Below are 25,343 nucleotides of genomic sequence, written 5' to 3' on the forward strand. Positions count from 1 at the left end.
CTCTGTGTCTCCGTGGCCATTCTTTCGTCAAGGCAAGTAGGGCAGCGCGTCCGTGCTCTCCACGAATTTGCGCAGCGCATCCTGTACCACGGGGCGGCGAAACAGTTCGCAGAAAATATCGATCTCCATTTTCAGTTCCGCGCGCGGGATCGGCTTGATGAACTTCTTGGCGTGCGCGCTGGTGAGGCGGTCGAATTTGCTGACCTGCGCGGCGGTGGCTCGCGCCACGCGCAGAGCTTCGCCCTCTCCCACCACTTGACTCACCAGGCCGACGGCCTGCGCTTTGGCGGCATTGATGCTGCGGCCAGTGAGCAGGATGTCGCGCACCACTGCGTTGCCCAGATCACGTTTCAATCGCGGAATGCCGCCGAACCCCGGGATGATGCCGAGACGCAATTCTGGAAAACAGAAGCGCCCGGTCTTGTCGGCAATGATCAGATCACAGGCCAGCGCCAGCTCGAAGCCGCCACCGAAGGTAACGCCTTGCACCGCTGCGATGGTGGTGATGGGCGCGGCGTCGATGGCATTCATCACCGCATGTATGCGCTCCAGAAAACTGCGCACGCCTGCCACGCGCTCCTCCAGTCCCATCTTGAGCGAGCCTGCATAGAGTTCCCGCAGGTCCGCGCCAGCACAAAAACCGGCGGGCTGTTTGCTATAGATAATCAAGGCCGACGCGTCGCTTAGCTGGGCTAGGCAACTCACAAACTGTTCCAGATCGGCGAGCGTCTCCGTGCCGATTTCATTGCACGGAAGGCGGTGCAGCGCCAGCTCGATTACGCTGCCGGAGAGTTCCCAGGAAAGTGTTTTGCCCTGATATCGATTCATGCTTCCTGCTTTTTATAGAGCGCTGCAATCATATCGCAGTGCCGCTCGGCGATGGCATCGCGTTTCAACTTTCCATTTGCCGTGAGCATGCCATTCTCGATGGTAAACGGCTCGTCGGACACAGTGTAGGCGTAGATGCGTTTGTAATGGGGCTGTGGCTCGTTCATCTCGGCGAGCGCATGATTTATATCGGTGCGTTGCACATTGCCGGTGAAAAGCGCAGTCAGGTAGCTGCGGCCGTGGCCCATGAGGACGACTTGTTGCACGCCGGGGATTGCTCGCTGAAGTCCCTCCTCAATGGGCTCGGGCGCAATATTGTGGCCGGAGGCCAGCACGATCAGATTCTTTAGCCGACCGGTGATGTTCCAGTTCCCGCTTGCGTCCACGGTTCCCTGGTCTCCAGTGTGGAACCATCTGTCGCGCATGGCATGCGCCGTCGCCTCCGGACGATTCCAATAGCCTGCGAAGATGTGCGGGCCGCGCGCCAGCACTTCGTCGTTCTCTCCAACCATCATCTCGATGCCATCAATGGCCGGACCCACGCGACCCGGAGCGATCTGATGGGGATAATCCATGGTACAGATGGCGGTGGTCTCTGTGAGTCCGTAAACCTGCAAGATGGGGATACCGAGCATCATAAAAAAAAGTTGCGTTTCCTTCGACAGAGCCGCCGAGCCGCAAATCAGCGCGCGCAGATTTGCCCCGACCTTCCTGTGAATCGCGGGGAATAAAAGTTTCTGCGCCAGCATCAGTGACATCCTCGGCCAGAAACTACCGCCCGCCGCCCCGTTGTTGTGGCGCGCCATCCAGAACTGCCTTGCGCGGCGAAATAGGATCAGCAGGGGGCCGCCACGCTGTTCCATCTGCTCTTCTATATTAGCCCGCATCCTTTCCAGAAGAATGGGCACGTTCAGGAAGTATTCCGGCGCGGCTAGGCGCATTTCGTTGGTCAGTTTGTTCAAGTCAGTGGAAAGAGTCAGCAGGCTATTGCGCGACAAACAGCTCAGCAGGAGAATCCACGAGCCTGCAAAGCAAAATGGCAGGTAATGAAATACCTTTTCAGTATCTTCGTGCTGGCCCATCAGCAGATCGAGGCGGCTGCCCGTGCAGCGCAGCATGTGATTCACGTTGCCGGTGGTCAACATCACGCCCTTGGGCTCGCCGGAGGTGCCCGACGTGTAAATGATGGTTATGGTGTCGGCATCGCTTAGGCTGCATGGCGCGGTCTTTTCCTCCGTCGTTGCGCCCAGCACTTCATCCACTAAACCCATGCGCGGAGCCGCTGCGCCCGAAGAAAGAAGCGGCGCGATCTCGCCCAGCAGCTTTTCGTCGCCGCATATTAGGAGCGCGGGTGCGCAATCCTGAATCATGCCCACCAGTTCACCGGGTGCCTGGCGCGAGTAAAGTGGCACGGCGATGCCGCCCTCGGCCATGATGGCCAAATCGAGCGCGGCCCATTGAATGCTATTGGGCGCGAGCAGCGCACAGCGGTCGCCCTTGTGCAGTCCGGCAGTACGGAGAAACGAGCGAGCGCGGCGAATCATTGTCAACAGTTCGTCGCCTGTCGCCGTAACAAGGTTCTCGCCGCGCACCTCTTGCAGGACGGGCTGCGCCGTCGCAGCCTCCAGCCGGGCGAAGATGTTGTCGAGAAAGTTCATGCGCCGTAATTTTCCGCCAACCGCTGTAAATTTGGACTGAGCGGCGGGAGGTAATCCTCCCAGCCGTAGATGCCGGTTCGCACGGGGAACTCCGGGTAGCGGCGCTGCACGTGCTCTTCAAAATAGACGCCCATGCGAGCCATTGTCTTCAAATTGGTAACGACTGTTTTGCCAATCGCGTCCTGAATGGACTCGCGTTCGCGCACCAGACGGCGCAGGATGTGTCCCAGCTTCTCTTCCAGGTCCGGGTCATCGACTTCCAGCAATAATTCGGGCTGGCCGCGTTCGCGCATCAGATTGCGGATGCGCTCGTCCATGGTAATCCCGGCCGAGGCGACGAGACCCGGCATGGAAGTAACGATGCCGTGGAAGCGCGAAGAGACCATCATGTCGCAGCGGCGCAGGACGCTGACCATCTGATACATGTCATAGGCATCGGCGCGGAAAACGGGCGCGCCGCCGCCGAGTATCGCCGCCACGCGATGGCACGCGTCGGCATCCAGGCGCTCCATTGAGACCAGCACGGGGAAGACCGGGTAGTCCTTGCGAAACATCTCGATAGCGCGCGCGAATGCGGTTAGATAGCGTTGGTAGGCTGCGTCCACGCTGGGTCCGGCGTTGTGAAAATAGATGGAGCGGTAATGGCTCTTCTTGAACGAGCCGGTGAGGGTGCGCGCCACGCCTTTGGCAAGAGACGCGCGCACGGGCCACCAGAACGGATTGATGGGGCACAGGGCCAACAGTGGCATCGTGCCATCCCAGCCGGAGGAGCGCAAAACCTTCTCGGCGTATGCCGGTGGATGCGGCTCAAATGTCCATGCCGTATCCGTTCCAAGTTCGCTGGCGATGCCCAGTTCACGCAGCACGTTGCGCGACTCCTCATTGCGCGTGATGACGAGCGAATCACGGCAGTAGCGGCTGCACATGCGCGCCAGCAGCGGGTCCATATGTCCGGCCTCCGCGCCGTAGCCCACGGAGAGACGGTTTTGCGCGGCGGCGAGGCCCAGCGACCCAATCATCATGGTGGTCAGCGCATTGGCGAACTTGCTCTTGAACATGGAGCCTTCGCAGGCCACCACGCCGTCGTAACAAGGAATTTCGCGAGACAGGAATGGCGGGAAAATGTCCGGGAGCAAGACTTGCCTGGCATCGCCAAAGTAGCCGCGCGAGAGTTGGAAATTCTGGCTGAGTACGCTCATCTCGACGCGCTCGGGGCCGAGGATGCGACGGATCTGGCGCATCATCTCCTCGACGCGCACGTCGGCGCCCGTGTTGCGTGTGCCGTTGTATCCGGCAAACAACAACTTCAATTTTTCGCCGGGCCGCCAACTGGCGCCCGCGCCCATCATCCACCTGAGTTTGGCGGTCTCGATCAGGCCGCTCACCCAGGCTTCCAGCAGTTGATCCATCATCGAGGTGAGGCTCCGGCCAAGTGCGAACCCGGTGCGGGCGTCTGGGTCGAACCAGGCCAATCACGGTATGGGTAAGTGAAATGATGCTCGCGGCTGAACTGCAACAGCGGCAGGCAGTAATTGGTGAATGGTTCAGGCGTGCGGCCCGTTTCTTCGACCACGCGCGAGTTATCAAAAACAGTATTCCAGACCAGATACGGCAGGAACACTTTCAGCAGCGTTGCGCCGAAGCCGATGCCGCCGCCGAGGTGCGTGAGCGCATGGATCGTGCCCGAGAACGGTTGCTGCAGCCACGGCAAATAAAGTGGCGGCCTGCGGTGGCGCGCGCGCGCCAGATGGTCAGTGATCTGCCGGAAGTTCAGCGAACCTGCGCCGGAGGAAAGGTGGTAGATCTCATGCCGAGGTCGCTCCATCAGATGGATGGCGACCACGGAGTCGGCCACGAAATCCACGGGCACGATGTCCAGTCGGGCCGTCGGCTGGAAGGGCAGCACGCGCAGTCCGGCGAGGATGACGAACGCGCGGGCCATGTCAAATTGCGTGGTCTCGCCATGGCGGCTGTTGCCCAGCACGATGCTGGGGCGGAAGATGGTGCGCGAGACCTCAGGGAGCAACTCGCGGACCATGTGCTCGCAGAATTTTTTGGTGCGCGCGTACGGATCGTAATCGTTGCGGTCCCACTCGACGGCGCGGTCTTCCTGGACCATTTCGTTTGAGCGTACGCCGGCCACGGCCACGGTGGAGACGTGACTGAAGCGCCGCAGCCCGTGGTGGGCGTGGGCGCGGGCAGAGAGTTGAGCCACTTCCAGCGTGCCGCGCAGATTGGTGTTCAGGCAGGCCTTCTCGGATTTGCGATTGAGCGAAGCCGCGCAGTGGATCACGGAGCCAGTAGATTCCACCAGATATCGGTACATCTCCGGGGCCAGACCAAAATACTTATCGGTGAGGCTGCCGCGGAATATGGTGATGCGGCTGCGCAGATGATTGTGAAAGCGCGGAAAATCAAAATGAGCCTGGAAGGAGCGCCAAAGACGGAGTTCGGCGTCATGGTCATCGCGCGCGCGCACCAGCAGATTCAGTGGCTCGCTCGAGCGATCGAGCAGTCCTGCGGCGATGTGCGAGCCGACGAATCCAGTGGAACCGGTTAGGAAGATGGCCATGTCGGCACGGGCCTCTCTGGCAGGGAGCCGACGGCTGGCTCCAGCATGTGAAATTCACGGCTGGGACGCGATTCCAGCGGACGGCCCTCGATCAGCGGATACGACCAGCGGCGCTGTGCCGGAACGTGGATGTTGATCCAGTACTCCCACCAATCCACCGAGCGTGGGTCATAGCTGAAGTCGCGCTGCTCGGCGGCGGGCAAAGCGTGCGAGTGTAACTCCACGTTGTCCGCCTCGAAAACATGCTCGTTGAGCAGAATAAACGGCTCGTAGAGCTCGATAATTTTCTCGACACGGTCGAGATTTCTCTCGCGCCGCGCAAACCGCGACTTCATGAACGCCAGCGGCGGCGTAGTCTTCTGGATTGCGCGGATCAGCTTGCGCTGCTGTGGCGCGGAGAAGGCCTGATAGCGTTTTTTCGATACAGGGATGGTGTCGAAGCGCAGGCGCAACCAGGAGTCGAAGTCCTTCTGGGCGCGATAGAATTTGCGATGCGCCAGACCGGTCAGCTCGATGGAGCGGCGCATGTCGCAGGGGTTGGTGGCCGACGAAGCGAGGTGATACAGGCGATGATGACGCCTCTCCATGAGTGCCGCCGAAATCAGCGTCATGCCGCGGCAGACCAGATCCACCGGAATGACATCCAGGCATTTGCGCTCATTGGTAGGCAACTGTCTGAAGTAAGTTCCCAGCAGATACGACAACGGAGCCGAGGTGTTGATGCCTTCGTTCCAGCCCCGAAAGGGTTCCTCGACGGAGGATTCCACGATGGAGGGGCGCACCACGGCGATGGGCAAGTTTTTCCCTCGGCTCGCGATCAGTGCCTCGCCAAGGCTCTTGGTAAGTGTGTAGGTGTTCGGCCAGCCGAGCGCCTTAGCGCGCTTGATGCCAGCCGTGGTGAGCCGATTGCGCAGCCAACGCTTACGTTCCTTATCGATTTGCTTTTCCAGCACATTGCCCTTGACCACTTGGCCGTCGGACTTTTTCGAGAGAACCAGCAGCCTCAGCTCTTCGGTTACGGCGGGGGTCTCCGCGCGCTCCTCGATCTGGCGGACCTGCTCGCGCAGTGCCTGCCATTCCTTTTCTGAATTAAAGTCCGCGATGTGCAGCGGCGTATAGTTGGGCGTCTCCACTTCGTTCACGCGACCGTCGCGCGCACCCACCACGTAGCAGGTGGATAAATGGAGCATGGCGGCATGGTCGCACTGGCGCTGCAAATTGATGAGATGGTCCGCCGAATCCACGTTAGTGGACAGCGCGTCGCGCAGGTCTGGGTTGAAGTCGGTGAGTCCGGCGCTGTTGGCGATCAGGTCGAGTCGCGGCAACAAGCGAGCCTTGGTTTCCGCGTCGAGGCCCAAGTCAGGTTGGGTAATGTCACCCTCCACCACCACCACTTTGTCACGCAGGAACGCAGCGAAGCCGTCCCCATGCTTTTCCACCAGCGGGTCGAAGGCGGGTGATTCCCTGATGATCTGCTCGAATCGATCCAGGCCGCTCTTCTTGCCCTGGCGGCGGATCAGCAGATAGATGCGCCCGATCTCCGGCAGCTTTGTCAGCAGGTGGATCAGCCAGACTTTGGCGATGAAGCCGGTAACACCGATGAGCAGAATGTGTTTGCCCGCCAGCGCCACGTGAACCGAGAGGGGTGCTTCGGGTGGGTTCTTATGATGACGGCCATCGAAGTGGACCACCGGATGAGTGAGCTTCACGAAAGGGCGCTCCGTGGTGGCGACGGAAGCCAGCAGCAACTCCGGGTTTTTCTGTAGCTGGAGTTCGCTCAAAACCCATTCGCGCGGTGTGCGGCCATCGGGCTTGCGACCAATCAAGGGTGCCAGGCTCCGCCGCGGCGGGACCACCGGGCCAATCAGCCGACCCGTGGCCAGCCCGTCGCGAAACTCGAGGCGGTTGGCGATTAGATGCTCGACACCAAAATGTCGTGCCAGCGGTCGCATGACGTGGTCCAGCCCCTGGCTGACCAGTATCACCCGTCCGTTCATCCGGCGGACCTGATCCACCGTAGCCAGCAAGCGGGACATGCCGCGCTGCTTCATGCGAGGCTTCAGTTGGTATTCGAAATATTCCTCGCCGAGCAGGTCCAGCCGGTCCTGGCTGATGTGGCGCAGTAAGGCATGCAACACGCGCGTGGCCCACTCGCGATCCATGAGGTAGAGCAGTGGACGCAGCAGGACTACCACAGCCAAGGCCAGCCGGCGCAGAGACCGCTCGAAGAAGCTCTGGGCGTTGCTGGTGAAAAAAGCCACGGGTCGAACCGCACCCAAGTCCAGTAGGCTGCCTTCCACGCGCCAGAAAATATCCGGCCCCGCTCCCGCCACAGGACCTGGAGGAAGACCTGCTGCGACGGAAGACATGTCGTCTAACTTATTCAATATAAAGCTCCAACCTACTGTCTGCTATCCGGCTTGAAGGCCCGGCCAGACACAAATCGACATATATCATTCTATGCGACCAGAAACTGGGAATGCAACCTGAGATAGTCCTGGAAAGTGCTACCCATCTCACCCTAGACTGGGATAGCATAAGCGTTTATGGGTCATTTTCCCACCCTGGAAACCCTCCTGAATTATTCCACTAAATAGTTGTTACCAGGCCACTCAGAGGGCGTAGAATGCACTCAAATTGGACTTCCGGCATCTGGGCGAAGTCCCGGGATCAGGAGGGATAGGACATGTCAGGGATCATGATAGGTTTGATCGTCTGGAGCGTGTTGACCGGTATTCTGGTCGTGCTAATGATTTATAGGGCTACTCTGGTAAATCACGAAGACGACCAGTTGTTCCTTAGCGCGGGCGAAAACTCCATGGCCCGCGAACAGGCGGAACTGGTGGTACAGCTCAACAAAATCGAGCCGATAATAAAAGGTGTTGCGTTGGCCTCCGGTATTCTACTAATGGCGCTGGGCGGAGTGTGGGTCTATCAGAGTTTCCAGGCCCCCACAATTCTTTGAAGCCAACGTAAGCGTGATCGTCACCCCTGGATGCCAGTACGCATCCGCATAGCTGGTGGTGTGTTCGGACAGGCATTGTGTTGAACGGGACGAAGTGCGAATCTGATGGTATGACATTCAGGTTCACCCAGCGCGCGGATTGCGCCAATACGGCCAAGCTGCGAAGCTGCGTGCTGGCTTCGCTGCTTACGGTCGCTCTCCTGCTGACTAGCTCATGTAATCACCTACCGGCTACGGCGGATGCGGACGCTGCGCGCTCCCTGGCGTTCATTGGTAATGAGGCCAGCCGTACTCTGAGCGTCGTCGATCTTGGCACATTGCGCATCACCAGAACGGTGCCTCTGCGCGATACGCCGTACCGCCTATTCGCCAACCTCCCGCGCGGTGAACTCTATGTTCTTAGTTCCTTGGCGGGAACTCTCACCATATTGAATGCCGCAACACTGGCCGTGGAGGGCACGGTTCGCACAGGCGCATCGCCGCAATTCATCGCGCTTTCCGGTGACGGTGGAACGGCCTATGTTGTCAACGCGGGGTCCAACAATGTTTCCGTGATTGATCTGCGGTCGCGCAAAGTTAGAGCGACAGTCGCCGTGGGCCAGCACCCGGAATTTGCGCAGTTGACGCCGGATGGAGCGACTCTAATTGTCTCGAACCGCAACAGCAACACGCTGACGCTGATTGCAACTCAGGCGGATATTGGCGCCACTGCCGACGCGACTCCGAAGGTTCTGGACGAAATAGCCGTGGGCAGTCAGCCCGGCCCTGTAGCAATCCGGCCCGATGGTCAGCAAGCCTTTGTGGCCAACGCGGGCGACGGCACGGTCTCCGCCGTAGATTTGCTCTCGCGTGGCGTCATCGCGCACATTGAGGTCGGCAGAGGCCCCAGTTACATGGCCATGAAACCTGACGGTGGTGAACTATTCGTCTCCAATACTGGCGCGGAGTCCATCACCATTATCAACACCTATACTGACGAAGTTTCTCAGTCGCTTATCGCCGGCCGCAACCCGCAACGAGTGATCACAAACGCGACTGGTTTACTGCTGTTCTACGCGACCGCCGAGTCCGATGCCGTCTCTTTCGTCAGCATCGCCAATCGCCAGCGCCTGCCCACCGTGGCGCTGGGCACGCGTCCTGGCGCGATGGCCGTCAGTCCAGGCGGTCGCTATCTGCTGGTGCTAGGGCCCGCCTCCAACGATTTGGCGGTGATCGATCCCAACGTCCCGACGTTGGTAACCAAGATTCCGTTGGGGCAGTCTCCGCGCGACATCGCGGTCATGCGCGTTCCCGTTGTTCGGTAGATTGTTTGGTGGGTGAGCCTACATGATCTCCTGCGGATTTGCAGGTGCAACGAGCCAGCCATCGAGTGGTAGCGATTCCACGGGAAGGCTGTCCTGCCACAGCGAAATTTGGAACTCGAATGGCTCGGTGGGGTCCATCAGCAAGGCAGCAAGCGAGATGCTAAGTTCGAACACCTGCTTGCACGCAGCCTTTCCCAGCGACGTGGAGTCGCTCGGAGAATCGCCGCTGCTCAGTAGAGCACAACTCCATTGCTCAGCTTCCGTTTTGCCCGCCGCATTCAGCGCCAGGTCCACTCGGACGCCGGTGGATACCCCCCCCTGGCGGAGATTCACGCGTAACGCGTGCTGGTGCAGATGTTGCCGTAATGATTCAGCAAGCGCTGGCTCGGCGAAATTCACACGCAGATAGAACGAGCTGTCGCTACGTCCAAAGTGCACCTCGCGCATCACCGACGGGTGGCCGTGCATGGTGGTGGCGCGCAGGTCCGGGATGTAGATTCCGGAACCCATCCACTCGAAATAGCTGGTGACGCGACCATCAATTTGCGGGCGAATGAGCGCGGTAGGCGGCTGAAAAACGAAGGCGTGTCCGATGTGCGCGATGGGTTGCGCCAGCGCGTCCGGCACACGTCCGCCGAGGCTGCGGTAAACATTCGCCAGATGCGCGCGGAACAGCGAGTCGAAGTCCGCATCATTTGCGGTGGAATGCTCCGGGCCGTACCACCAGCACCAGTCGCTGCCTTCGGCGATCAATAATTCTTCGAGCGCCAGTTCCTGATTTTTCGCCGAGGCGTCTGCCGCGTGCTGGTCGAAGAACTCTCGAGCGGCGTGAAGCAGGTTCCAGGCCTGATTGTCCTCATCTGCTCCAATCCAGATATCGAAGTTAGCGCCGATCCATGACCCTGTCGCCAACCGAGGCAATTTTTCCGGCGCACCGTGATGGTGGAGAGCCTCCGAGACGGTCAGGCACTCGATACCTGTATCAGAAGCGAGTCGCCCGTAGAGCGCGCGCAGAAATTCGCGTCCGCTTCGTGGATAGTATTCCCACGCATTTTCGCCGTCGAGGATCACCGGTACCAAGGCGTCCTGCCCCTGCCGCAGCACCGGCGCGGCCGATTGCTGAATCCGTCCCACCAGATCGGCGGCCGCGGCCTGCGCATCCATGCGCGAATACACAAAGCCGATCAAATCAGAAAACTCCTGATCACGAAAAAGGAAGTCCACCGCGCCCGATGGCGTGTCATAACGATAGGGCTGATAGAGATGATGGGCGTTGATCAACTCGCCAGACTCATTGCGATAGAACGGCATGCCGAGCGAGTTGCCCAGGATGCGCTGGTCCGTGGCCATCCAGCGGAAACCGAGCGACGCGCACAGCTCGGCCACCTGTGGCGAGACCGATCCCTCCGATGGCCACACGCCCGCCGGTTTGCTCCCAAACATTCGGGTGTGTAGCGCGATGGCCCGATCGAGTTGCGTGCGTGCGTCCTCGGGGCGCATGAAGCGTTGACGCGGAAGCGGCACGCCGGGATGCGGCTCGCGCGCGCAATCGGTGTCGCACAACAGCGGCAGGATGGGGTGATAGAAGGGTGAGGTCGATATTTCGATCTGCCCGCGCTCGGCGGCCCGGCGGTAGGCCGGGATGATCTGCCGCAGAAGATGCTGCTGGCGCTCGCGCAGCAGCGCTTGATCCTCCACCGTGTAGCCGCGACCCTTGGCAGTAAGCGCTTGGATGGCGGGGTCGTGGTCATGATAGAACTCGTCGAACCATGCGAGTTGCGAGAGCACCTGCAAATCCGCAAAATCCGATTTCTGGAAAAAGGGCAGCGCACGCTCGGCGCTGAACTGTGCCGCCGCGTAGCGATCGTAGAGTTCGCGATAGCGCGGGTAGCGCGAGATCAGGTGATCCACGTTGGCTTGAAACAGCGAGTTCAACGCGGCGACGTGGTCCTCCATGCGCAACTCGTCGGCAGGCTTGTAGGCAATCTGTTGGACCGGTTCATTGGCTTGGTCCACGGCGTACTCTTCGAGCTGAGTTAGCAGCGAAGGCACTAGGTTGAACGTGGCATGGACAGTGGGGAACTCCTCGAACAGCGCCACCATGCCGTAGTAATCCTTTAGGGCGTGCATGCGCGTCCACGGCAACCGATAGACGCCGGTGAACAAGTCCTTGTAATACGGCTGGTGCATGTGCCACAGCAGACAGAGGCGAATTTTGTGGTTGAGTGAAGGCATGTTTCAAGCTGGGGTAAAATCCGGCGGAGAGTCTGTGCAGCCGGGGGCGGCATCAGTCCACGGAGTCGGTGAGAAATGTTTTGGAGATATGATCATGCCAGTAGAGCTTTTCTTCATCCACCAGAGCCCAGATAAAACCGAACAGGAATGATCCTGCGCTAACCAGCGCACCTGCCACCCGAATCAACCGCTGCTGGCGGCTTGCCGGGCGACCGTCAAAGCTGACCACCCGTATGCCCGCGGCGCGCATGCCCGGCGTTTCGCCGACTACGCCCAAGAATAGTGCGCCGTACAGTAAGGCAAGTAACAGGGAACCACAAAGCATGCCAGCCAGCAAGAAAAGTTTCAGCGGGGGCTGGCCCCCGATCCAATAGAAAGGGGCGGCGAATAGCGCGATTCCGCATAGTATGTATGCCAGATCGCGCCCGTGTCCGGCCATGCGGCGGCTCAGCGGCGCGATCGGCAACGCCTGCCACTGCTGCCACACGGTCTCTTGCGCGCCAAAGAACAACGGCGCCTGTGGTGGGTAATGATTTACGAGCGGCGGCGCAACGTTTGCTGGGGGGACCTCTCCCAGCGGTTGCGCAGCGGGTGCCCCATCGCTGTGCGCAATGGTCTCCGCTATATCTCCGGCGAGGCCTTGCTCCGCAGGTGCCAGGACTACTTGCTGAATCGGCGGGATCGTCTCCATATGCGCTATCTGAGGCTCTCGATAGTTGCGCTGTCGCCCAATTTTTTGCTCAGGAGCCTCTTCTGACGTGGGGAACGGAACTAAGTTCTCCGCCTCCACCAGGACAGGCTGGTCGAAGGGTAGGGGCAGAGTTTGCCCCTGGCGGCGCGCCCTGAACCGCTCCACTTTAGAGTGTATTTCGCGGCGCACATGATCCGGCATCACCGGACGCGGCGGCGCTGCAGGGGCGATGTTCAAAGCAGAAATACTTGCCACCGCGTGATGGGACGCCGAATCTTCCGCAGTCCCCGCCACTGTGGATTCGCGTGCTGCAGTTAACGGAGATGCGCTCACCTTAGGCGGCAGCCTCCGCCCGCATTTCTGGCAGCGGACATCCATCCCCAGATTGTGAAATCCACAAGTTGGGCAGTCGCGCTGCAGACGAAGAGGGGCCGGCTCTTGGTTAGTATGTTGGGGATTGAGTTGCGCAAATGCTTGCGCCATGGCAGGCCGCTCCGGAAGGTGTTGCCGTTACAAAATCCTATTCACGTCATCGCCTTGCAATACGCCGTGGCCACATGCTACTTTTCGGCTGGTGGCCGACTTGGGCCGCTGAAAGCATCACCCGTCAGGAGCTTGCTTGGGGACCATCGCGAAGGCGCTGAAATACTTAGTTACCATAGCCCTGCTGGTATTGCAGCCTCTAATTTGTCCGCGCCCGTTATTAGGGCAGGTGCCTCCAGAGCTACATTCCACTCCCGCTCCCACTATCCTCGCTGTCCCCCATGCCATTTCCGCCACTTCTCCAGTGGACATGAAGGCCGACGCGCAGGAGAAAGTTGGCGATCTTTATACTTTGACGGGCAACGTCGAGATCACTCGCGATGACATGCGTCTCACCGCCGACCGCGTGGACTACAACGCCGTGAGCGGCGCCGCCATCGCCACCGGGAATGTCCGCTTCAGCCAATTGGGTCGCAATGAGCAGATGCAGGCGGAGCGCGCCGAATACAATCTTCATACCGGGGCCGCCAACTTTCACAACGTGGAGGGCAGTCTCGGCGGGCTGGCGCGTTCCTCTGCGTCACTTCTGGTAACCACTAATCCCATTTATTTCAATGCCCGCCGCGCTGAGCGCGACGAATCTGGCGAGTACCGCGTCTTCGACGCCGAAATTACTGTATGCGATCCCGCTGATCCCACTTGGACGTTCTCCGCGCCGCGCTCGACTATCCGTCCGGATTCAGATGCGGTCATTCACAGTGCCACGCTACGCGTCTTGAAAGTTCCGGTACTCTATCTGCCGATCCTCTATCGCTCGCTGGGTGTTCGACCGCGCAACTCTGGATTTTTGGCGCCCTCGGTGGGCAATAATTCGCGCTTTGGCTTCGTTGTCGGCGAGGCATTCTACTGGGCGATCAATCGCAGCATGGATGCCGAGCTGGGCGGCGAATACCTGAGCGCGCGTGGCTGGTCGCAGCAAGCCAGCTTCCGCTCGGTGCTGAATGCCTCCTCCAGTTTGCGACTTACTTATTATGGCGTGGAAGATCGTGGCTTCGGGCCCAACAAAGTGGATCAGGGAGGGCGATCCGCCCGCGCCGAGGGAGTCACTCGGATCGGGTCCAATATACGTGGCGTTGTGGATTTTAATTACCTTAGCTCTCTGACGTTCCGTGAGGCGTTTTCGCAGACGTACACCGAGGCGGTGAGTTCCGAGATACATAGCTTCGGATTTCTCTCACACAACCAGGGCCCGCACCAATTGAACTTATTTCTCTCGCGCACGGAGAACTTCCAAAGTCTGCAACCGAATGATGCCGTACGTTTGCGCGCTCTGCCTCGCCTGGATTATCGTCGCCTCGACCAGCAACTTTGGCGACACTTGCCGTTTCGGCTTGGCTGGGATCTTTCAGCGGGTCTGGTCAGCCGCAGCGAGCCCTCCGTGCGGACCGGGAGTGGTCTGCGCAGTTCGCTGTTTGAAAGGCTGGAGTTATATCCACGCCTATCGCTACCGTTGCGCGCCGGCGGCTCGTCATTGAATACGGAACTGGGGTTTCGTGCGACTCACTATGGCAATCGCCGCGCGGTATCTTCTCTGGACTCAGAAACATTGACGCGGGGAGTAACTAGTCTCTCGCTGCAATGGAATCTTCCCTATATTTCCCGAACGTACTCAAGTACTTGGTTGAGTCAGTCCGCGGTACGGCATGTGATCGAGCCCCGGGTGGATTTCCGTCTGGTGAATGGAGCCGGAGACTTCCGGGAAATTCTGGTCTTTGACGAGCAGGATTTGGTGACCAATACGCGGGAGTTGGAATACTCCATCAATAATCGGATACTCACACGCCGGGGTCCTGGCGGGGCTGGCAGCATGGACGAAATATTGTCCCTGGAGATCAAGCAGCAATATTACTTTGATAACGATTTTGGCGGCGCGCTCGAACTCGGGCGCCGCAACGTGTTCTTCTCGCCACTGATGCTGACTGCCTCGGCCTTTCTCGACCGCCCACGGCGCTTCTCGCCTCTTATATCCTATCTGCGCTTCCGCCCCGCCAGCCACCTGGAGCTGGAGGTGCGCGAGGACTACGATCCGGAGCTGCACCGCTTCACGCACGGCGGTCTGGTGAGCAGCGTGAGATTCGGCGAAGACTTCCTCTCGCTCAGCCATTCTTTTGTCCGGACCACGCCAACGCTGGCCGCGGCCGCCAATCAACTGGGCTTCTCGTTGGGCCACGGCAACATGACCCGCGTCGGATGGAACGCAGTGGTGGCCGGAGCACTCGACGTGCGCGCGGGCTATCTGCAATACACGGCCTTTCAAGGCAGTTACAATAACGATTGCTGCGGCATCAGCCTTGAATTCCGTCGCTTCGCCCTTGGCCCGGCGCGAAACGAAAATCAATTCCGCGTAGCCTTCTCGTTGGCCAACATCGGCACCTTCGGTACCCTGAAAAAGCAGGAACGCCTGTTCTGAGCAATTGGAAGAATGGTGAATCTATTTTTGCGCTGAGAGGTTTGCCACGCGGGCGGCCATTTCTTCGGCTTGCGGGGTTTTGTTTTGCTTCTTGTAGATATCAGCGAGTGCGTTCAGGGGCGTGGACAGCGCGGAATGGTTCTTGCCGTAGACCTTTTCAGCGATGCCCAGCACGCGGATCCAGGCGGTCTCGGCCTTCGATAACTCGCCCATGTCATCGTACATGCTGGCCATGTTCATCAGCGTGGTGCCCACCGTTGAGCCGTCGCGCCCGTAGGCTTTCTCCTGAATGAGCAGCGCCTGCTGGAAGCTGCGCTCGGCCTCTTTATATTTCTTCTGCGCGCTGTAGAGTAACGCCAGATTGTTGCGCAGCGACGCAGTACTAGAATGCTGCGCGCCATTCAGCTTTCCGGCGATGGCGATGGCTGCCGCGTAAAGCGGCTCAGCTTCTTTGAATTTTTCCTGATGGCGGTACAGCTCGGCGAGGTTACCGGAGGTGGCCCCCACTAGCGCGCTCTGCTCGCCATAGGATTTCTTGTAGATAGCCAGCGCGCGCTGATAGAGGGGCTCAGCCTCTTCCCACTTGTTCTGATCGGCGTGCAGCAACGCGAGGTTGTTCAGCGCCTGCGCCAAGTCGGCGGATTCCGCGCCCAGCGTTTTCTCGCGAATCTGGATCGAGCGGCGATAAAGCGGCTCCGCTGCCGGGTAATCCTTCCGCGTGCGATAGAGCTCACCCAGGTTATTCAGCGTGGCGGCCAGTAGAGTGTTTTCGTTGCCCATGCTGCGCTCGGCAACGCGCATGGCGCGCTGATAGAGAGGCTCGGCCTCATCCGTCCGGTCCAGCAGGCGGTAAATCTCGGCGAGATTATTGAGACTGCTGGCGACGTTGAAGTGAGTGGTCCCGAAAGTTTGCTCAGCCACTGAAAGCGCACGCTCGGCCACCGGCAGCGCCTCCTGATAACGGCCTTTACCGTACAGTTCGGAGAGCTGTTGATTCAGCGCTTCCCACTGCGCTTGCTGCGCGCGGGCCGGTGTGGCACCCAGCGCCAATCCCAGCAGACAGAGCAACAGAAAATGTGCTACGGCATCTTGTGCCTGATCAATGGATCGTGTTCGTGTAATTCGTGTAAATCGTATAGGCCGCATCTTGTCTGCAAGGCTATCACAAGCAGTGCTCGGCGTCTCTGCCTGAATCACGCCGCCTCACTGGGCCTCAATCGAGTTAACAGTATGCCGTCCTTTCTTGAACCCGCTATGGGCGCAATCTGGAGTTGGTCAGCTAACATCTGCGGCGCATCGGCGGCGCGTGCGAGGTGCTATTATAGTGGTTCCTGCGGAGCCCGCCGCAGAGTGCGGGCAGGACATCTGGGCGTTCTGAATTATGGCTTCGATCAAACTCACCACTCGAATTAAACGCCGCGCGCTGGCCGCGCACCGCGTCTATCGCATGTGGTCGCGCGTGGCCTGGGGGCTTGTACACAAGGATCATCCGCTGCTGGTGCACATCATTCCGCAGCGCCGCTGCAATCTGGCTTGCACCTACTGCAACGAGTTTGACGATTTTTCTCCGCCCGTGCCGCTCGAGGAAATGCTGCGACGCGTCGATCAACTGGCCGCGCTGGGGACCTCCGTCATCACCATCAGCGGCGGTGAGCCTCTGCTGCACCCGCAGCTTGACGAGGTCATCGCGCGCATGCGCTACCACGGCATCATCGCCGGCATGATCACCAACGGCTACCTCTTAATGCCCGAGCGCATCGAGCGACTGAACCGCGCCGGGCTTGAGTATTTGCAGATCAGCATCGACAACGTGCAGCCCGACGATGTTTCCAAGAAGAGTCTTAAAGTCCTGGACAAGAAACTCGAGATGCTCGCCGAGCACGCCGACTTCGCCGTGAACATCAATTCGGTGGTGGGTAGTGGCGTGGCCAACCCTGAAGACGCCATACACATCGCCGAGCGCGCCCTGGCGCTGGGTTTCACCACCACGCTGGGCATCATCCATGACGGCTCGGGGCAGTTGAAGCCCATCGGCGAGGCCGACCGCAACGTTTACGAGGCGACCAAGAAGTGGGGCAAGCGGCGCTTCGCGCGCTTCATTGAATTTCAGGAGAACATCGCCTACGGTCGTCCGCATAATTGGCGCTGCCGCGCCGGCGCGCGCTATCTCTACATTTGCGAGGAGGGCCTCGTGCATTACTGCTCGCAGCAGCGCGGCTATCCCGGCATTCCATTGGCGAAGTATTCCGTGGCGGACATCCGCCGCGAATACGGGACCAAGAAGGATTGCGCGCCGTTCTGCACCGTGAACTGCGTCCAGCAGATTTCCATCGTGGACAACTGGCGCGATCCGCAGACGCGTCCCGACGCGCGCGCCTCGCAGCCAGCGTCGGCAGAGCCTGCGGCGGGCCATCTGGTGCAGTCGTAGGGCGGTTCGATCAATTGAAAAAAAACCGCCAACCGCGCCCACCGCGTGACAGTGCCGCGCGCGTGAGCAAGCGGGTCGATGGAAAAAACACGTCCCGAGCGCCGACGGGTTACCTCGACCGCGTACAGGTGATACTGTAAAACTCGAAGTGTTGTCCGGGGCATGGTGTTCCGTCGGCCCGCTTGCTCACGCGCGGCACTGTCACGCGGTGGGTGCATTAAGACTCAGGAGAAAACCGTGCCAACTTTAGTTGCCGCGCCCACGCGCATCGAGGCCGCGGGCACCAAGCCCAAGATCATTGACGAATACATCGGACGCGTGAACAGCAAGACCGAAGCGGCCAGCGTCGCGCATATGCGCAGCCCCGCCGGGTGGGAAGAGCCGGGACAGACGCCCGCGTTCGACGAGTTCACCATCGTCTTGAAGGGCACTCTGACCGTGCGCCATCGCGACGGCGTGATGGAGGTGGCCGCCGGTCAGGCTGTCATCACCAAGCCGGGCGAGTGGGTGCAATACTCCACGCGCGTGGACACCGAGTACATCGCGGTATGCCTGCCGGCGTTTTCGCCCGCTACGGTGCATCGCGACACGCCGTAGCGGATGGCTGATATAGTCCGGCGTGGGAGTGGGATGTTGTAGTGATTGGAGTGACGACTCCACCGAATATTGCCGCAAGTTGAACTGCTGACCGCAAGCTGTTAGTCTGCGTACTATGCCGCGCAATGTGCCCGAGGACATCATGCCCGCGCCTCCCGCTGCGGACCCCGCTTCGCCGCCTCCCGAGCCGCATCCACAGCGGCGCTACTCGGTCCTGCGCATCGCCGGTTGGTTTGTGTTTCTTGCGCTGCTGAGCAGCTTCGCATATCTCTTTTACCTTCACGGCTACCGGCCGCTGATCGCCAACAGCAGCTCGTCCTCCACCATCGAGTTGATCCGCCGCAAGCTCGAGGTCTCGCGCGCGGCGCGCACGCTGGTGATCGGCAACTCCGCCGCCGCCGAGGGTTTTCACGCTAGCGTGTACAATCGCGTCCTCAGCGCCAGCGGCCCCGCTATCAACCTGTGCGTGCCCTCGGCGCACATGTTTCTGTTCGAGAAGATGTTACACATGGCGCTCGATCGCGGCCTTCGGCCGGACAACGTCGCCATCGTGCTGACGCCAGAATCGTTGAGTTTCAGCAGCTCGCCCTACTACGACTATCTGACCAACGACCTGAACGTGCTGAAGGTGGAATTGAATCTCGGCGATCTCCTGCGCCTGCCCCTGCATACTCCTGCCCTGAGCAACCTGGCCAATCATGCCGGACTCACTCTGCTCCGGCCCGCGCTGTTTAGCGGCGACCTGCTGGATTTTTCCTTTCGTCCCGTGCAACGTTTGAAGGACGCGGAAATTGTCGATGGCTGACTGAATTCAATGACCACGCCGGAGGCTTTTCCGGAACCCAACAATGCATTCGCGATTTGTGCGGTCGAGCCGCTCGACCAGCTCGAGCAACTGGTCGTGGCCGAGCGACAGCATCCTGAAAGCACGCGCCTCGTCGATCTGGAGCGCACGCTAAGGACATATCAGGACCGCATCGGAACGGCCGCCGCGCTGCGCGTGGATAAATTTGAGATGGGCCGGATGCGCAAGCTGCTCGCCCGCTTCACCAGCCGGGTCCCGCGCGTATTTTTAGTCCCCGCGCCTTTTTACGATCCCACCGATGTGCAGATCCCACCAGAGTTTCGCGTGGAGTTCGCGCGAGCGCTGAACCAGCTTGCAGCCGAAGTCCCTGGAGTCGCCGTGCTTCCATACCTCAGCCCCGATTGCAGCATGATGATGGACACCGTTCACCTCAATCTGCATGGCGGAGAAATTTTCAGCGCGTTCCTGCGCGAGCACATCGAGGCCGCACTTGCGGCTGGAGGGACGCCGAGCGGGAAGGCGGGCGGGAAAAATAAATGAGTGTCCTTCTACCTAACCCCGAACCCCGAATCCCCAACCCCGGACCCAACCATGCCTTTTGACGCGATTCTATTCTGGATTTTTCTCGCGGCGGTCTGGGCGCTGTGGATGCTCTCGCCCAGCGCGGTGTATCGCCGCGTGGTGCTGGCCGCGGCGGGATTCGTCTTCTATTATCTGGCCCAACCAGTTTTCGCAGTCCTGCTGCTGATCGTCACCGCGTTTACTTACCTGATTGGCGCAGGCATTCAGCGCGCCGCGTTGCCGGAACTGCGCCAGCGACTGCTGTGGCTGGGCGTCGGCTCGAGCGTGCTCTGTCTGGCCATCTTCAAATACGCCAGCCTGATGGGCCGCGCCGGACTGCGCTTTGCAGAAATTGTCCCCGGCCTGCAAAATGAGGCGGCGCAGTTCATCCTGCCGCTGGGCATCAGCTACTATATTTTCCAGGCCATCGGATACGTAATCGATTGTTACCGCCGCCAGGCTCCCGAGGGCGCCACCTTCCTTGACTACGCGCTGTTCCTGAACTTCTTCCCGCACCTCACCGCCGGGCCCATCCTGCGCAGCGCCGACTTTCTGCCGCAACTCCGCCAGCGCGCGTGTCTGGCCGCGCCGGTCATGTGGGAGAGCCTGTTGCTGATCACTTGCGGGCTGTTCAAGAAGCTGGTCATCGCCGACAATCTGGCCGGCTACGTCAATGAAGTGTTCGGCGCGCTAGGCAGCGCGTCGTCGCCTCAGATACTTCTGGCCACCTATGCCTATGCGGTGCAGATTTACTGCGACTTCTCCGGCTACACCGACGTTGCCCTCGGCGCCGCGCTGCTGTTTGGATTGCGCTTGCCCGCCAACTTCCGGTGGCCATATCTTGCAAACAGCGCGGCGGATTTTTGGAACCGTTGGCACATCTCGCTCTCGCACTGGCTGCGCGATTACGTTTACTTCTCGCTGCCGGGGCTGCGCTCCGGTTCGCTCTTGGCTCCCTGTCGCAATCTGCTCATCACCATGGCGCTGTGCGGACTGTGGCACGGCGCGGGCTGGACATTCTTTCTCTGGGGCCTCTATCATGGCGCGTTGCTGGCCGCTTACCGCGCGGGTCAGCCCTTCTGGCGACGACTGAAAGCGTTGCCCGATTGGCTGCACAATCTTTGTGCAATCATTTTTGTACAGCAACTGGTGGTGGTTGGTTGGGTTTTGTTTCGCATAGAAAAGATCGGTGATCTGCGCGTCTATCTTGGCGGCTTGTTCAATCTGGACTCACTCGGCGGAGCCTTCAGTGCGTTAAGCTCTGATAAAAAGTTGGTGGCGGGAATGCTGCTGCTATTCTGGCTCGGGCAATTCCTTCACCAGAGATATCCGCTGATCGACTACATGAAAGCCCGCCCGTGGAACCCCTGGGCCATGTCGCTGCTGTTGTTGCTGGGACTGGCCATCGTCACTTTCAAACAGTCGATCGCCGTGCCGTTCCTCTACTTCAAGTTTTAGGAGATGCCCGCGGAATGCCCGAACAGTTTCCCGAAAATGAGACCGTGCATGATGGTAGTTCGCGCGTCACCGGCGGCATAGCGCAGTGGCTTGGATACGGAATATTTTTCGTGCTCTTTGCCTCCTGTGCCTATCTGTTTTACTTCGGCGGCTACCGCCACCTGCTGGTCGATGAAAGCGCATCGTTCGCCGTTGAATTGACGATGAGAATTATCGACGCGAACCGGGACGCGCGCTTGCTGGTGGTGGGTAACTCCACGGTCGCGGAGGGATTCCGCGCCAGCACTTACAACGATCTTGCGCCGGAGGCCCGCGCGCTTAATCTGGGCATCGGGTCCGCGCATTTCTATCTTTACGAGAAGATTGTCGCGCTGTCCTTGCAGCGCGGGATGCAGCCACGGGCCGTGCTGTTGATGCTGACGCCGGAGTCGCTGAGCCTGCGACCAGGCTACGATACGTTGTTAAATGATCTCACTCTGCTGAAGACCGAGCTGGGGGTGGAAGACTACGCGCGACTGTGGCGGCACAGCCCATCGTTCCCGGCATTCCTGGAAAATTCATCGCGGCTGGCATTGCGCCCAGCGCTGTATAGCGCTGACCTGAAAGACCTGCTCACACACATGGTCCCGCGAGTGCGGAAGATCATCATCACGCAAAATTGGTTGAAAACGGCGGGCGAGCAGCCCGAGGCGTTGGAGACGGACCGTGCCTTCGCGGTCTGCGACGCCAGCGCGCTGCGCGAGTTACAGCAGACCATCGCGGCCGAACGCGCACTGCTTTCTAATAGTAAATCGACGAGCACGCGCCTGCCCGACCTGGAGGGTGTCTGGGCGGGCTATGCGCCGCGCGTGCATCAGCCGCTCGCGGTGAATGGGTTTGAGACCGAGCGGCTGGCGCGCCTGCTGGAATTTCTCGCCGCCCGCGTCCCGCGCGTTTACGTGGTACAGGCTCCCTACTTCGATCCCGATTTCGACGCCTACCCAAGTGAGTATCGCGCGGCGCTGGCGCAAACGCTGATGGCCGTCATCGCCCAGTCTCCCGGCGTAACGCTGCTGCCTGAGTTCCCCACCGATTGCAGCATGTTCTTCGATACCGTACACCTGAACCACGCAGGCGGCGACCAGTTCACCACTTACATCCACGAGCAAATCGATCAGAGCCCCGACCGCGAGGGAGGGGGCACGTTTGACGACAACAAGTGACTGTCAAACGTGCCCCCTCCCTCGCAGTCGGGGCTCTGACACACAATCCCGAAATATGGCCTAGACACCGCGTGCGAGCAGTGCGCCCCAGTGGAATCCGGCACCGAAAGCAGCGAAGGCGATGCGCTTGCCCAAGAGTGATGTCTGCTCCTGTGTCCACTCTGCTGCCGCGATTAGCATGGATGCTGACGAGGTGTTGCCGGTCTTCTCGATCACGCTGAAGACGCGATCCTGCGCCATGCCAACAGCCTGCGCGACGCGGTTCATTAGATTCTGGTTCGCTTGATGCATGAGTAGGACATTTATCTCGGCAGCAGACCATTTATGGCGCTCCAGCAGCAGCATGATCGCCGCTGGAATTTTGCGCGAGGCTTGCAGGATCACGCTGCGGCCTTCCATGTATAGAGTGCCGTCGTGTTCCAGCCGCAGATCGCGGGTGAAGCTGCCGTCGGATTGCAGCGTGTGATCCACGATTTCCGCGATGCCGGAATTAGGGCTGATCAGGCACGCCCCCGCGCCATCGCCAAAAAGAATCGCCATGTTGGGATCGGCTGGCTCGCGCCACGCGATTTCAGTCATCTTCTCCACGCCGAGCACCAGAATGTTTCCATAGCGCACCGCCAATTGATCGGCGAGCGCCATCGCGAAGAGTGTTCCAGCGCTGGCCATGGGCACGTCGAGTGTTGCCACGCCAGCGGGCAAACTTAATTTTGAAGCAGTCTCCGCCACTGGACCGGGGAAGCGACGCGGCGCGGACCCGGTGGACATAATAACCATTCCGATTTGATCCGGGTTTAGGTCCGCATGTTCAAGACACGCGCGGCCTGCGCGCGCCGCCATCTCGACGAGCGTTTCATCCACACCCGCCTGCCGTCGTTCCCGAATGCCGGAGGCCGTGAAAATCCACTCGGCCTCGCAGCCGAGCCGCGAGGCAAGCTGGTCGTTGGTGATCATAGTTTCCGGCAGGTATGCGCCGAAGGCTCGAATGAATGACACGGGAGGCACCTACTTTTTTGGCGCTCTTGGCGGCGGCTCTAGCGGTGGCTGTTGAGATATTTCTCAATGTGCGCGATGGAATCGAATTGGCGTGGATTCAAATCTGAGTCAGGAATCTTAATGCTGAAGGCCTGCTCGAGCCCGGCCACCAAATCCACCAGCGAAAACGAATCGAGCACGCCAGCATCGAACAACGACTCCGAGGGTTGGGCGGGCAGCGCAGTTTTGGATATGCCCTGAAGAATCTGCTGAATTTTCTCGCGGTCTGTCATAATCGTACTCGTTTCTCCCAAGAATTAATTATATCCGGATGTGCATGGTTTACCGAGCGCGAAAGGTAAACAGAAGCAGGCATCATTATTGTCGAAATGGATAGGCGGCTTCATTTGGCAGGGACTTCTTTATGTTCGGTGGTCACTTTAACCCAACCGGGTTTTCCGGGAAACCTTTTGACTGTTCAAGAGGGTCTCGACCGTAATATGCTGGTTATTATTGGGGCTTTCCGATGTTGGAGAGAAAAGTGAGGATCACATGCCGTTTCCGTTGAGCATGACGCTCACGATGTCCAAGTACGTGATGAAGAACCGGCTGATGGGGCGCGAGAAATTCCCGCTGGTGTTGATGCTGGAGCCGCTCCACGCCTGCAACCTTACTTGCACCGGCTGCGGTCGCATCCGCGAATACAAAGAGACCATCAAGGAAACGATACCGGTTGAGCAGTGCCTAGGCGCGGTGGAGGACTGTGGCGCGCCCATCGTCTCCATCTGCGGCGGCGAGCCGATGATCTGGCAGCCTCTCGACAAACTGGTGGCCGAGCTGATGAACCGCAAGAAGTTCGTTTACCTCTGTACCAACGGCATGTTCATCGAAAAGCGGCTGAAGGAGTTCCAACCCTCGTCGCGTTTTTTCTTCAACGTGCACATTGACGGGCTCGAAAAAACGCACGACATCTGTGTCGAGCGTGAAGGCGTGTTTAAGGCCGCTGTCGCCGGCATCAAAGCGGCCAAGGCTGCTGGCTTCATGGTTTGCACCAACACCACTGTGTACGCCGAGACTGACATGGGCGAGATCGAAGCCATGCTTGATTATCTGCAATCGCTCGGTTGCGACGGACACATGCTCTCGCCGGCCTATTCGTACAGCGCCGTGAAGACCAAGGAAATTTTTATGGATCGCGCCATGATCCGCGACAAGTTCCGTGATATCGACCGCCTATTTAACCGTTACAAACTGAACAGTTCGCCCATTTATCTCGAATTTCTGAAGGGTGATCGTGAGTTGAGCTGTACAGCTTGGGGCAATCCGACTTACAACACGCAAGGTTGGAAAGGCCCATGCTATCTGATGACCGACGCGCATCACGAAACCTATCAACAGTTGATCGACAACACGCCGTGGGAGAAATACGGCTACGGCAAGGACCCGCGCTGCGAAAACTGCATGGTCCATTGCGGCTATGAGCCAAGCGCGGCACTCGGCGTCAACTCGCGGTTGGGCGATACTTTCAAGATGATGACCTGGGCGCTCACTTCGTAGGTTTTGGCAGGCCTCGACCGGAAAGAAGCGGTCTCGCCGTTTTCGTTATTGTCAGGGACGCAACCGCTCCGTTTCGGTCCACGGCACGCCGGAATGTTCCACCCAACTCTTTTCGGAATCCTCGCGACCATCGCACTTAGTCCGGACTTTCAATGCCCAAAATATTAGTTACTGGAGGCACGGGGTTTGTCGGCAGCCATGTGGCGCGCCGTCTGTGTGAGGAGGGCTTCGCCGTCCGCGCGCTCACCCGACCCACCAGCTCACCGGATGCGCTGGCGGGCCTTGCGCTCGAAACTGTGCAAGGTGATTTGCGCGATGTCGACTCCCTGCGCCGCGCCGTTTCCGGCTGCTCCTCTGTCTTCCACGTGGCCGCCGATTACCGCCTCTGGGCGCGCGATCCGCGGGATCTCTATCGCAACAACGTGGATGGCACTGAAAATCTTTTACAAGTCGCAGGCGAGGCGAATGTCGAGCGATTCGTTTACACCAGTACCGTAGGCACGTTGCGCTTTACGGAAGACGGTCGACCCGCTGCGGAGAACGACGTCGCGACA

The 25,343-nt window shown here is 59.6% G+C and carries 21 protein-coding genes; 11 read left to right on the top strand and 10 right to left on the bottom strand.

The window, feature by feature from the left end; translation table 11 throughout:
* Positions 1–27 precede the first annotated feature (27 nt).
* From EXQ56_08415 to EXQ56_08435, 5 genes are read right to left on the bottom strand one after another with little or no spacing between them, the layout of a single operon-like run.
* A complete protein-coding gene (locus EXQ56_08415; GenBank protein MSO20472.1) occupies positions 28–828 on the bottom strand; it encodes an enoyl-CoA hydratase/isomerase family protein in 801 nt (266 codons plus the stop codon).
* Entirely contained in the window at positions 825–2,486 is a 1,662-nt protein-coding gene (locus EXQ56_08420) for a hypothetical protein (protein ID MSO20473.1), read from the bottom strand. Before EXQ56_08420 ends, EXQ56_08415 begins: the two co-directional genes overlap by 4 nt.
* Entirely contained in the window at positions 2,483–3,898 is a 1,416-nt protein-coding gene (locus EXQ56_08425) for a hypothetical protein (protein MSO20474.1), read from the bottom strand. The genes EXQ56_08420 and EXQ56_08425 overlap by 4 nt, the downstream gene beginning before the upstream one ends.
* Positions 3,895–5,058: an NAD-dependent epimerase/dehydratase family protein gene (locus tag EXQ56_08430; protein ID MSO20475.1), complete on the bottom strand. Its 1,164-nt coding sequence runs from the start codon at positions 5,056–5,058 to the stop codon at positions 3,895–3,897. Before EXQ56_08430 ends, EXQ56_08425 begins: the two co-directional genes overlap by 4 nt.
* Positions 5,043–7,445, bottom strand: coding sequence for a hypothetical protein (locus tag EXQ56_08435; protein MSO20476.1), 2,403 nt, complete (start codon positions 7,443–7,445; stop codon positions 5,043–5,045). Before EXQ56_08435 ends, EXQ56_08430 begins: the two co-directional genes overlap by 16 nt.
* A 299-nt stretch (positions 7,446–7,744) precedes the next feature.
* Here EXQ56_08435 and EXQ56_08440 point away from each other — a divergent pair, with 299 nt between their 5' ends.
* Both EXQ56_08440 and EXQ56_08445 read left to right on the top strand, forming a co-directional pair.
* Positions 7,745–8,023, top strand: coding sequence for a hypothetical protein (locus EXQ56_08440; GenBank protein ID MSO20477.1), 279 nt, complete (start codon positions 7,745–7,747; stop codon positions 8,021–8,023).
* A gap of 110 nt (positions 8,024–8,133) precedes the next feature.
* A complete protein-coding gene (locus EXQ56_08445; protein ID MSO20478.1) occupies positions 8,134–9,327 on the top strand; it encodes a hypothetical protein in 1,194 nt (397 codons plus the stop codon).
* Between the two features lie 18 nt (positions 9,328–9,345).
* Here the strand turns inward: EXQ56_08445 and EXQ56_08450 are convergent, their stop codons facing one another.
* Together EXQ56_08450 and EXQ56_08455 are read right to left on the bottom strand one after the other, a co-directional pair.
* Positions 9,346–11,562 (bottom strand): glycoside hydrolase, encoded by a 2,217-nt coding sequence (locus EXQ56_08450; GenBank protein ID MSO20479.1) that lies wholly within the window; start codon positions 11,560–11,562, stop codon positions 9,346–9,348.
* Positions 11,563–11,614: 52 nt separating this feature from the next.
* Positions 11,615–12,736, bottom strand: coding sequence for an RDD family protein (locus EXQ56_08455; GenBank protein ID MSO20480.1), 1,122 nt, complete (start codon positions 12,734–12,736; stop codon positions 11,615–11,617).
* Positions 12,737–12,872: 136 nt separating this feature from the next.
* On the opposite strand from EXQ56_08455, the gene EXQ56_08460 reads away from it, so the two are divergent.
* Positions 12,873–15,206, top strand: coding sequence for an LPS-assembly protein LptD (locus EXQ56_08460; protein MSO20481.1), 2,334 nt, complete (start codon positions 12,873–12,875; stop codon positions 15,204–15,206).
* Between the two features lie 21 nt (positions 15,207–15,227).
* On the opposite strand, the gene EXQ56_08465 is transcribed toward EXQ56_08460, so the two are convergent.
* On the bottom strand, positions 15,228–16,403 hold the full coding sequence (locus EXQ56_08465; protein MSO20482.1) for a tetratricopeptide repeat protein: 1,176 nt from the start codon (positions 16,401–16,403) through the stop codon (positions 15,228–15,230).
* Positions 16,404–16,587: 184 nt separating this feature from the next.
* Here EXQ56_08465 and EXQ56_08470 point away from each other — a divergent pair, with 184 nt between their 5' ends.
* From EXQ56_08470 to EXQ56_08495, 6 genes are all read left to right on the top strand, one after another.
* The gene (locus tag EXQ56_08470; protein MSO20483.1) at positions 16,588–17,634 is read left to right on the top strand and encodes a radical SAM protein; all 1,047 of its coding nucleotides are present in this window, start codon (positions 16,588–16,590) and stop codon (positions 17,632–17,634) included.
* Between the two features lie 237 nt (positions 17,635–17,871).
* Positions 17,872–18,231 carry a cupin gene (locus tag EXQ56_08475; protein MSO20484.1) on the top strand — a complete coding sequence of 120 codons (360 nt, stop codon included), beginning with the start codon at positions 17,872–17,874 and terminating at the stop codon, positions 18,229–18,231.
* 115 nt (positions 18,232–18,346) lie between these two features.
* Positions 18,347–19,036 carry a hypothetical protein gene (locus tag EXQ56_08480; GenBank protein ID MSO20485.1) on the top strand — a complete coding sequence of 230 codons (690 nt, stop codon included), beginning with the start codon at positions 18,347–18,349 and terminating at the stop codon, positions 19,034–19,036.
* Between the two features lie 9 nt (positions 19,037–19,045).
* Positions 19,046–19,576, top strand: a complete 531-nt coding sequence (locus EXQ56_08485; GenBank protein ID MSO20486.1) for a hypothetical protein — start codon at positions 19,046–19,048, stop codon at positions 19,574–19,576.
* Positions 19,577–21,055 (top strand): MBOAT family protein, encoded by a 1,479-nt coding sequence (locus EXQ56_08490; GenBank protein ID MSO20487.1) that lies wholly within the window; start codon positions 19,577–19,579, stop codon positions 21,053–21,055.
* Between the two features lie 14 nt (positions 21,056–21,069).
* Positions 21,070–22,257, top strand: coding sequence for a hypothetical protein (locus EXQ56_08495; GenBank protein ID MSO20488.1), 1,188 nt, complete (start codon positions 21,070–21,072; stop codon positions 22,255–22,257).
* Positions 22,258–22,317: 60 nt separating this feature from the next.
* Here the strand turns inward: EXQ56_08495 and EXQ56_08500 are convergent, their stop codons facing one another.
* Together EXQ56_08500 and EXQ56_08505 are read right to left on the bottom strand one after the other, a co-directional pair.
* Entirely contained in the window at positions 22,318–23,253 is a 936-nt protein-coding gene (locus EXQ56_08500) for a ketoacyl-ACP synthase III (GenBank protein ID MSO20489.1), read from the bottom strand.
* Between the two features lie 38 nt (positions 23,254–23,291).
* Complete coding sequence (locus EXQ56_08505) at positions 23,292–23,525, bottom strand: acyl carrier protein (protein ID MSO20490.1); 234 nt, start codon at positions 23,523–23,525, stop codon at positions 23,292–23,294.
* Between the two features lie 259 nt (positions 23,526–23,784).
* Here EXQ56_08505 and hpnH point away from each other — a divergent pair, with 259 nt between their 5' ends.
* A complete protein-coding gene (hpnH, locus tag EXQ56_08510; GenBank protein MSO20491.1) occupies positions 23,785–24,789 on the top strand; it encodes an adenosyl-hopene transferase HpnH in 1,005 nt (334 codons plus the stop codon).
* Positions 24,790–24,941: 152 nt separating this feature from the next.
* Positions 24,942–25,343, top strand: a 402-nt coding sequence (locus EXQ56_08515) for an NAD-dependent epimerase/dehydratase family protein (GenBank protein ID MSO20492.1), incomplete at its 3' end; no start/stop codon positions are given.

Source organism: Acidobacteriota bacterium (assembly GCA_009691245.1).
In the GTDB taxonomy this organism is placed as follows: Bacteria; Acidobacteriota; Terriglobia; order 2-12-FULL-54-10; family 2-12-FULL-54-10; genus SHUM01.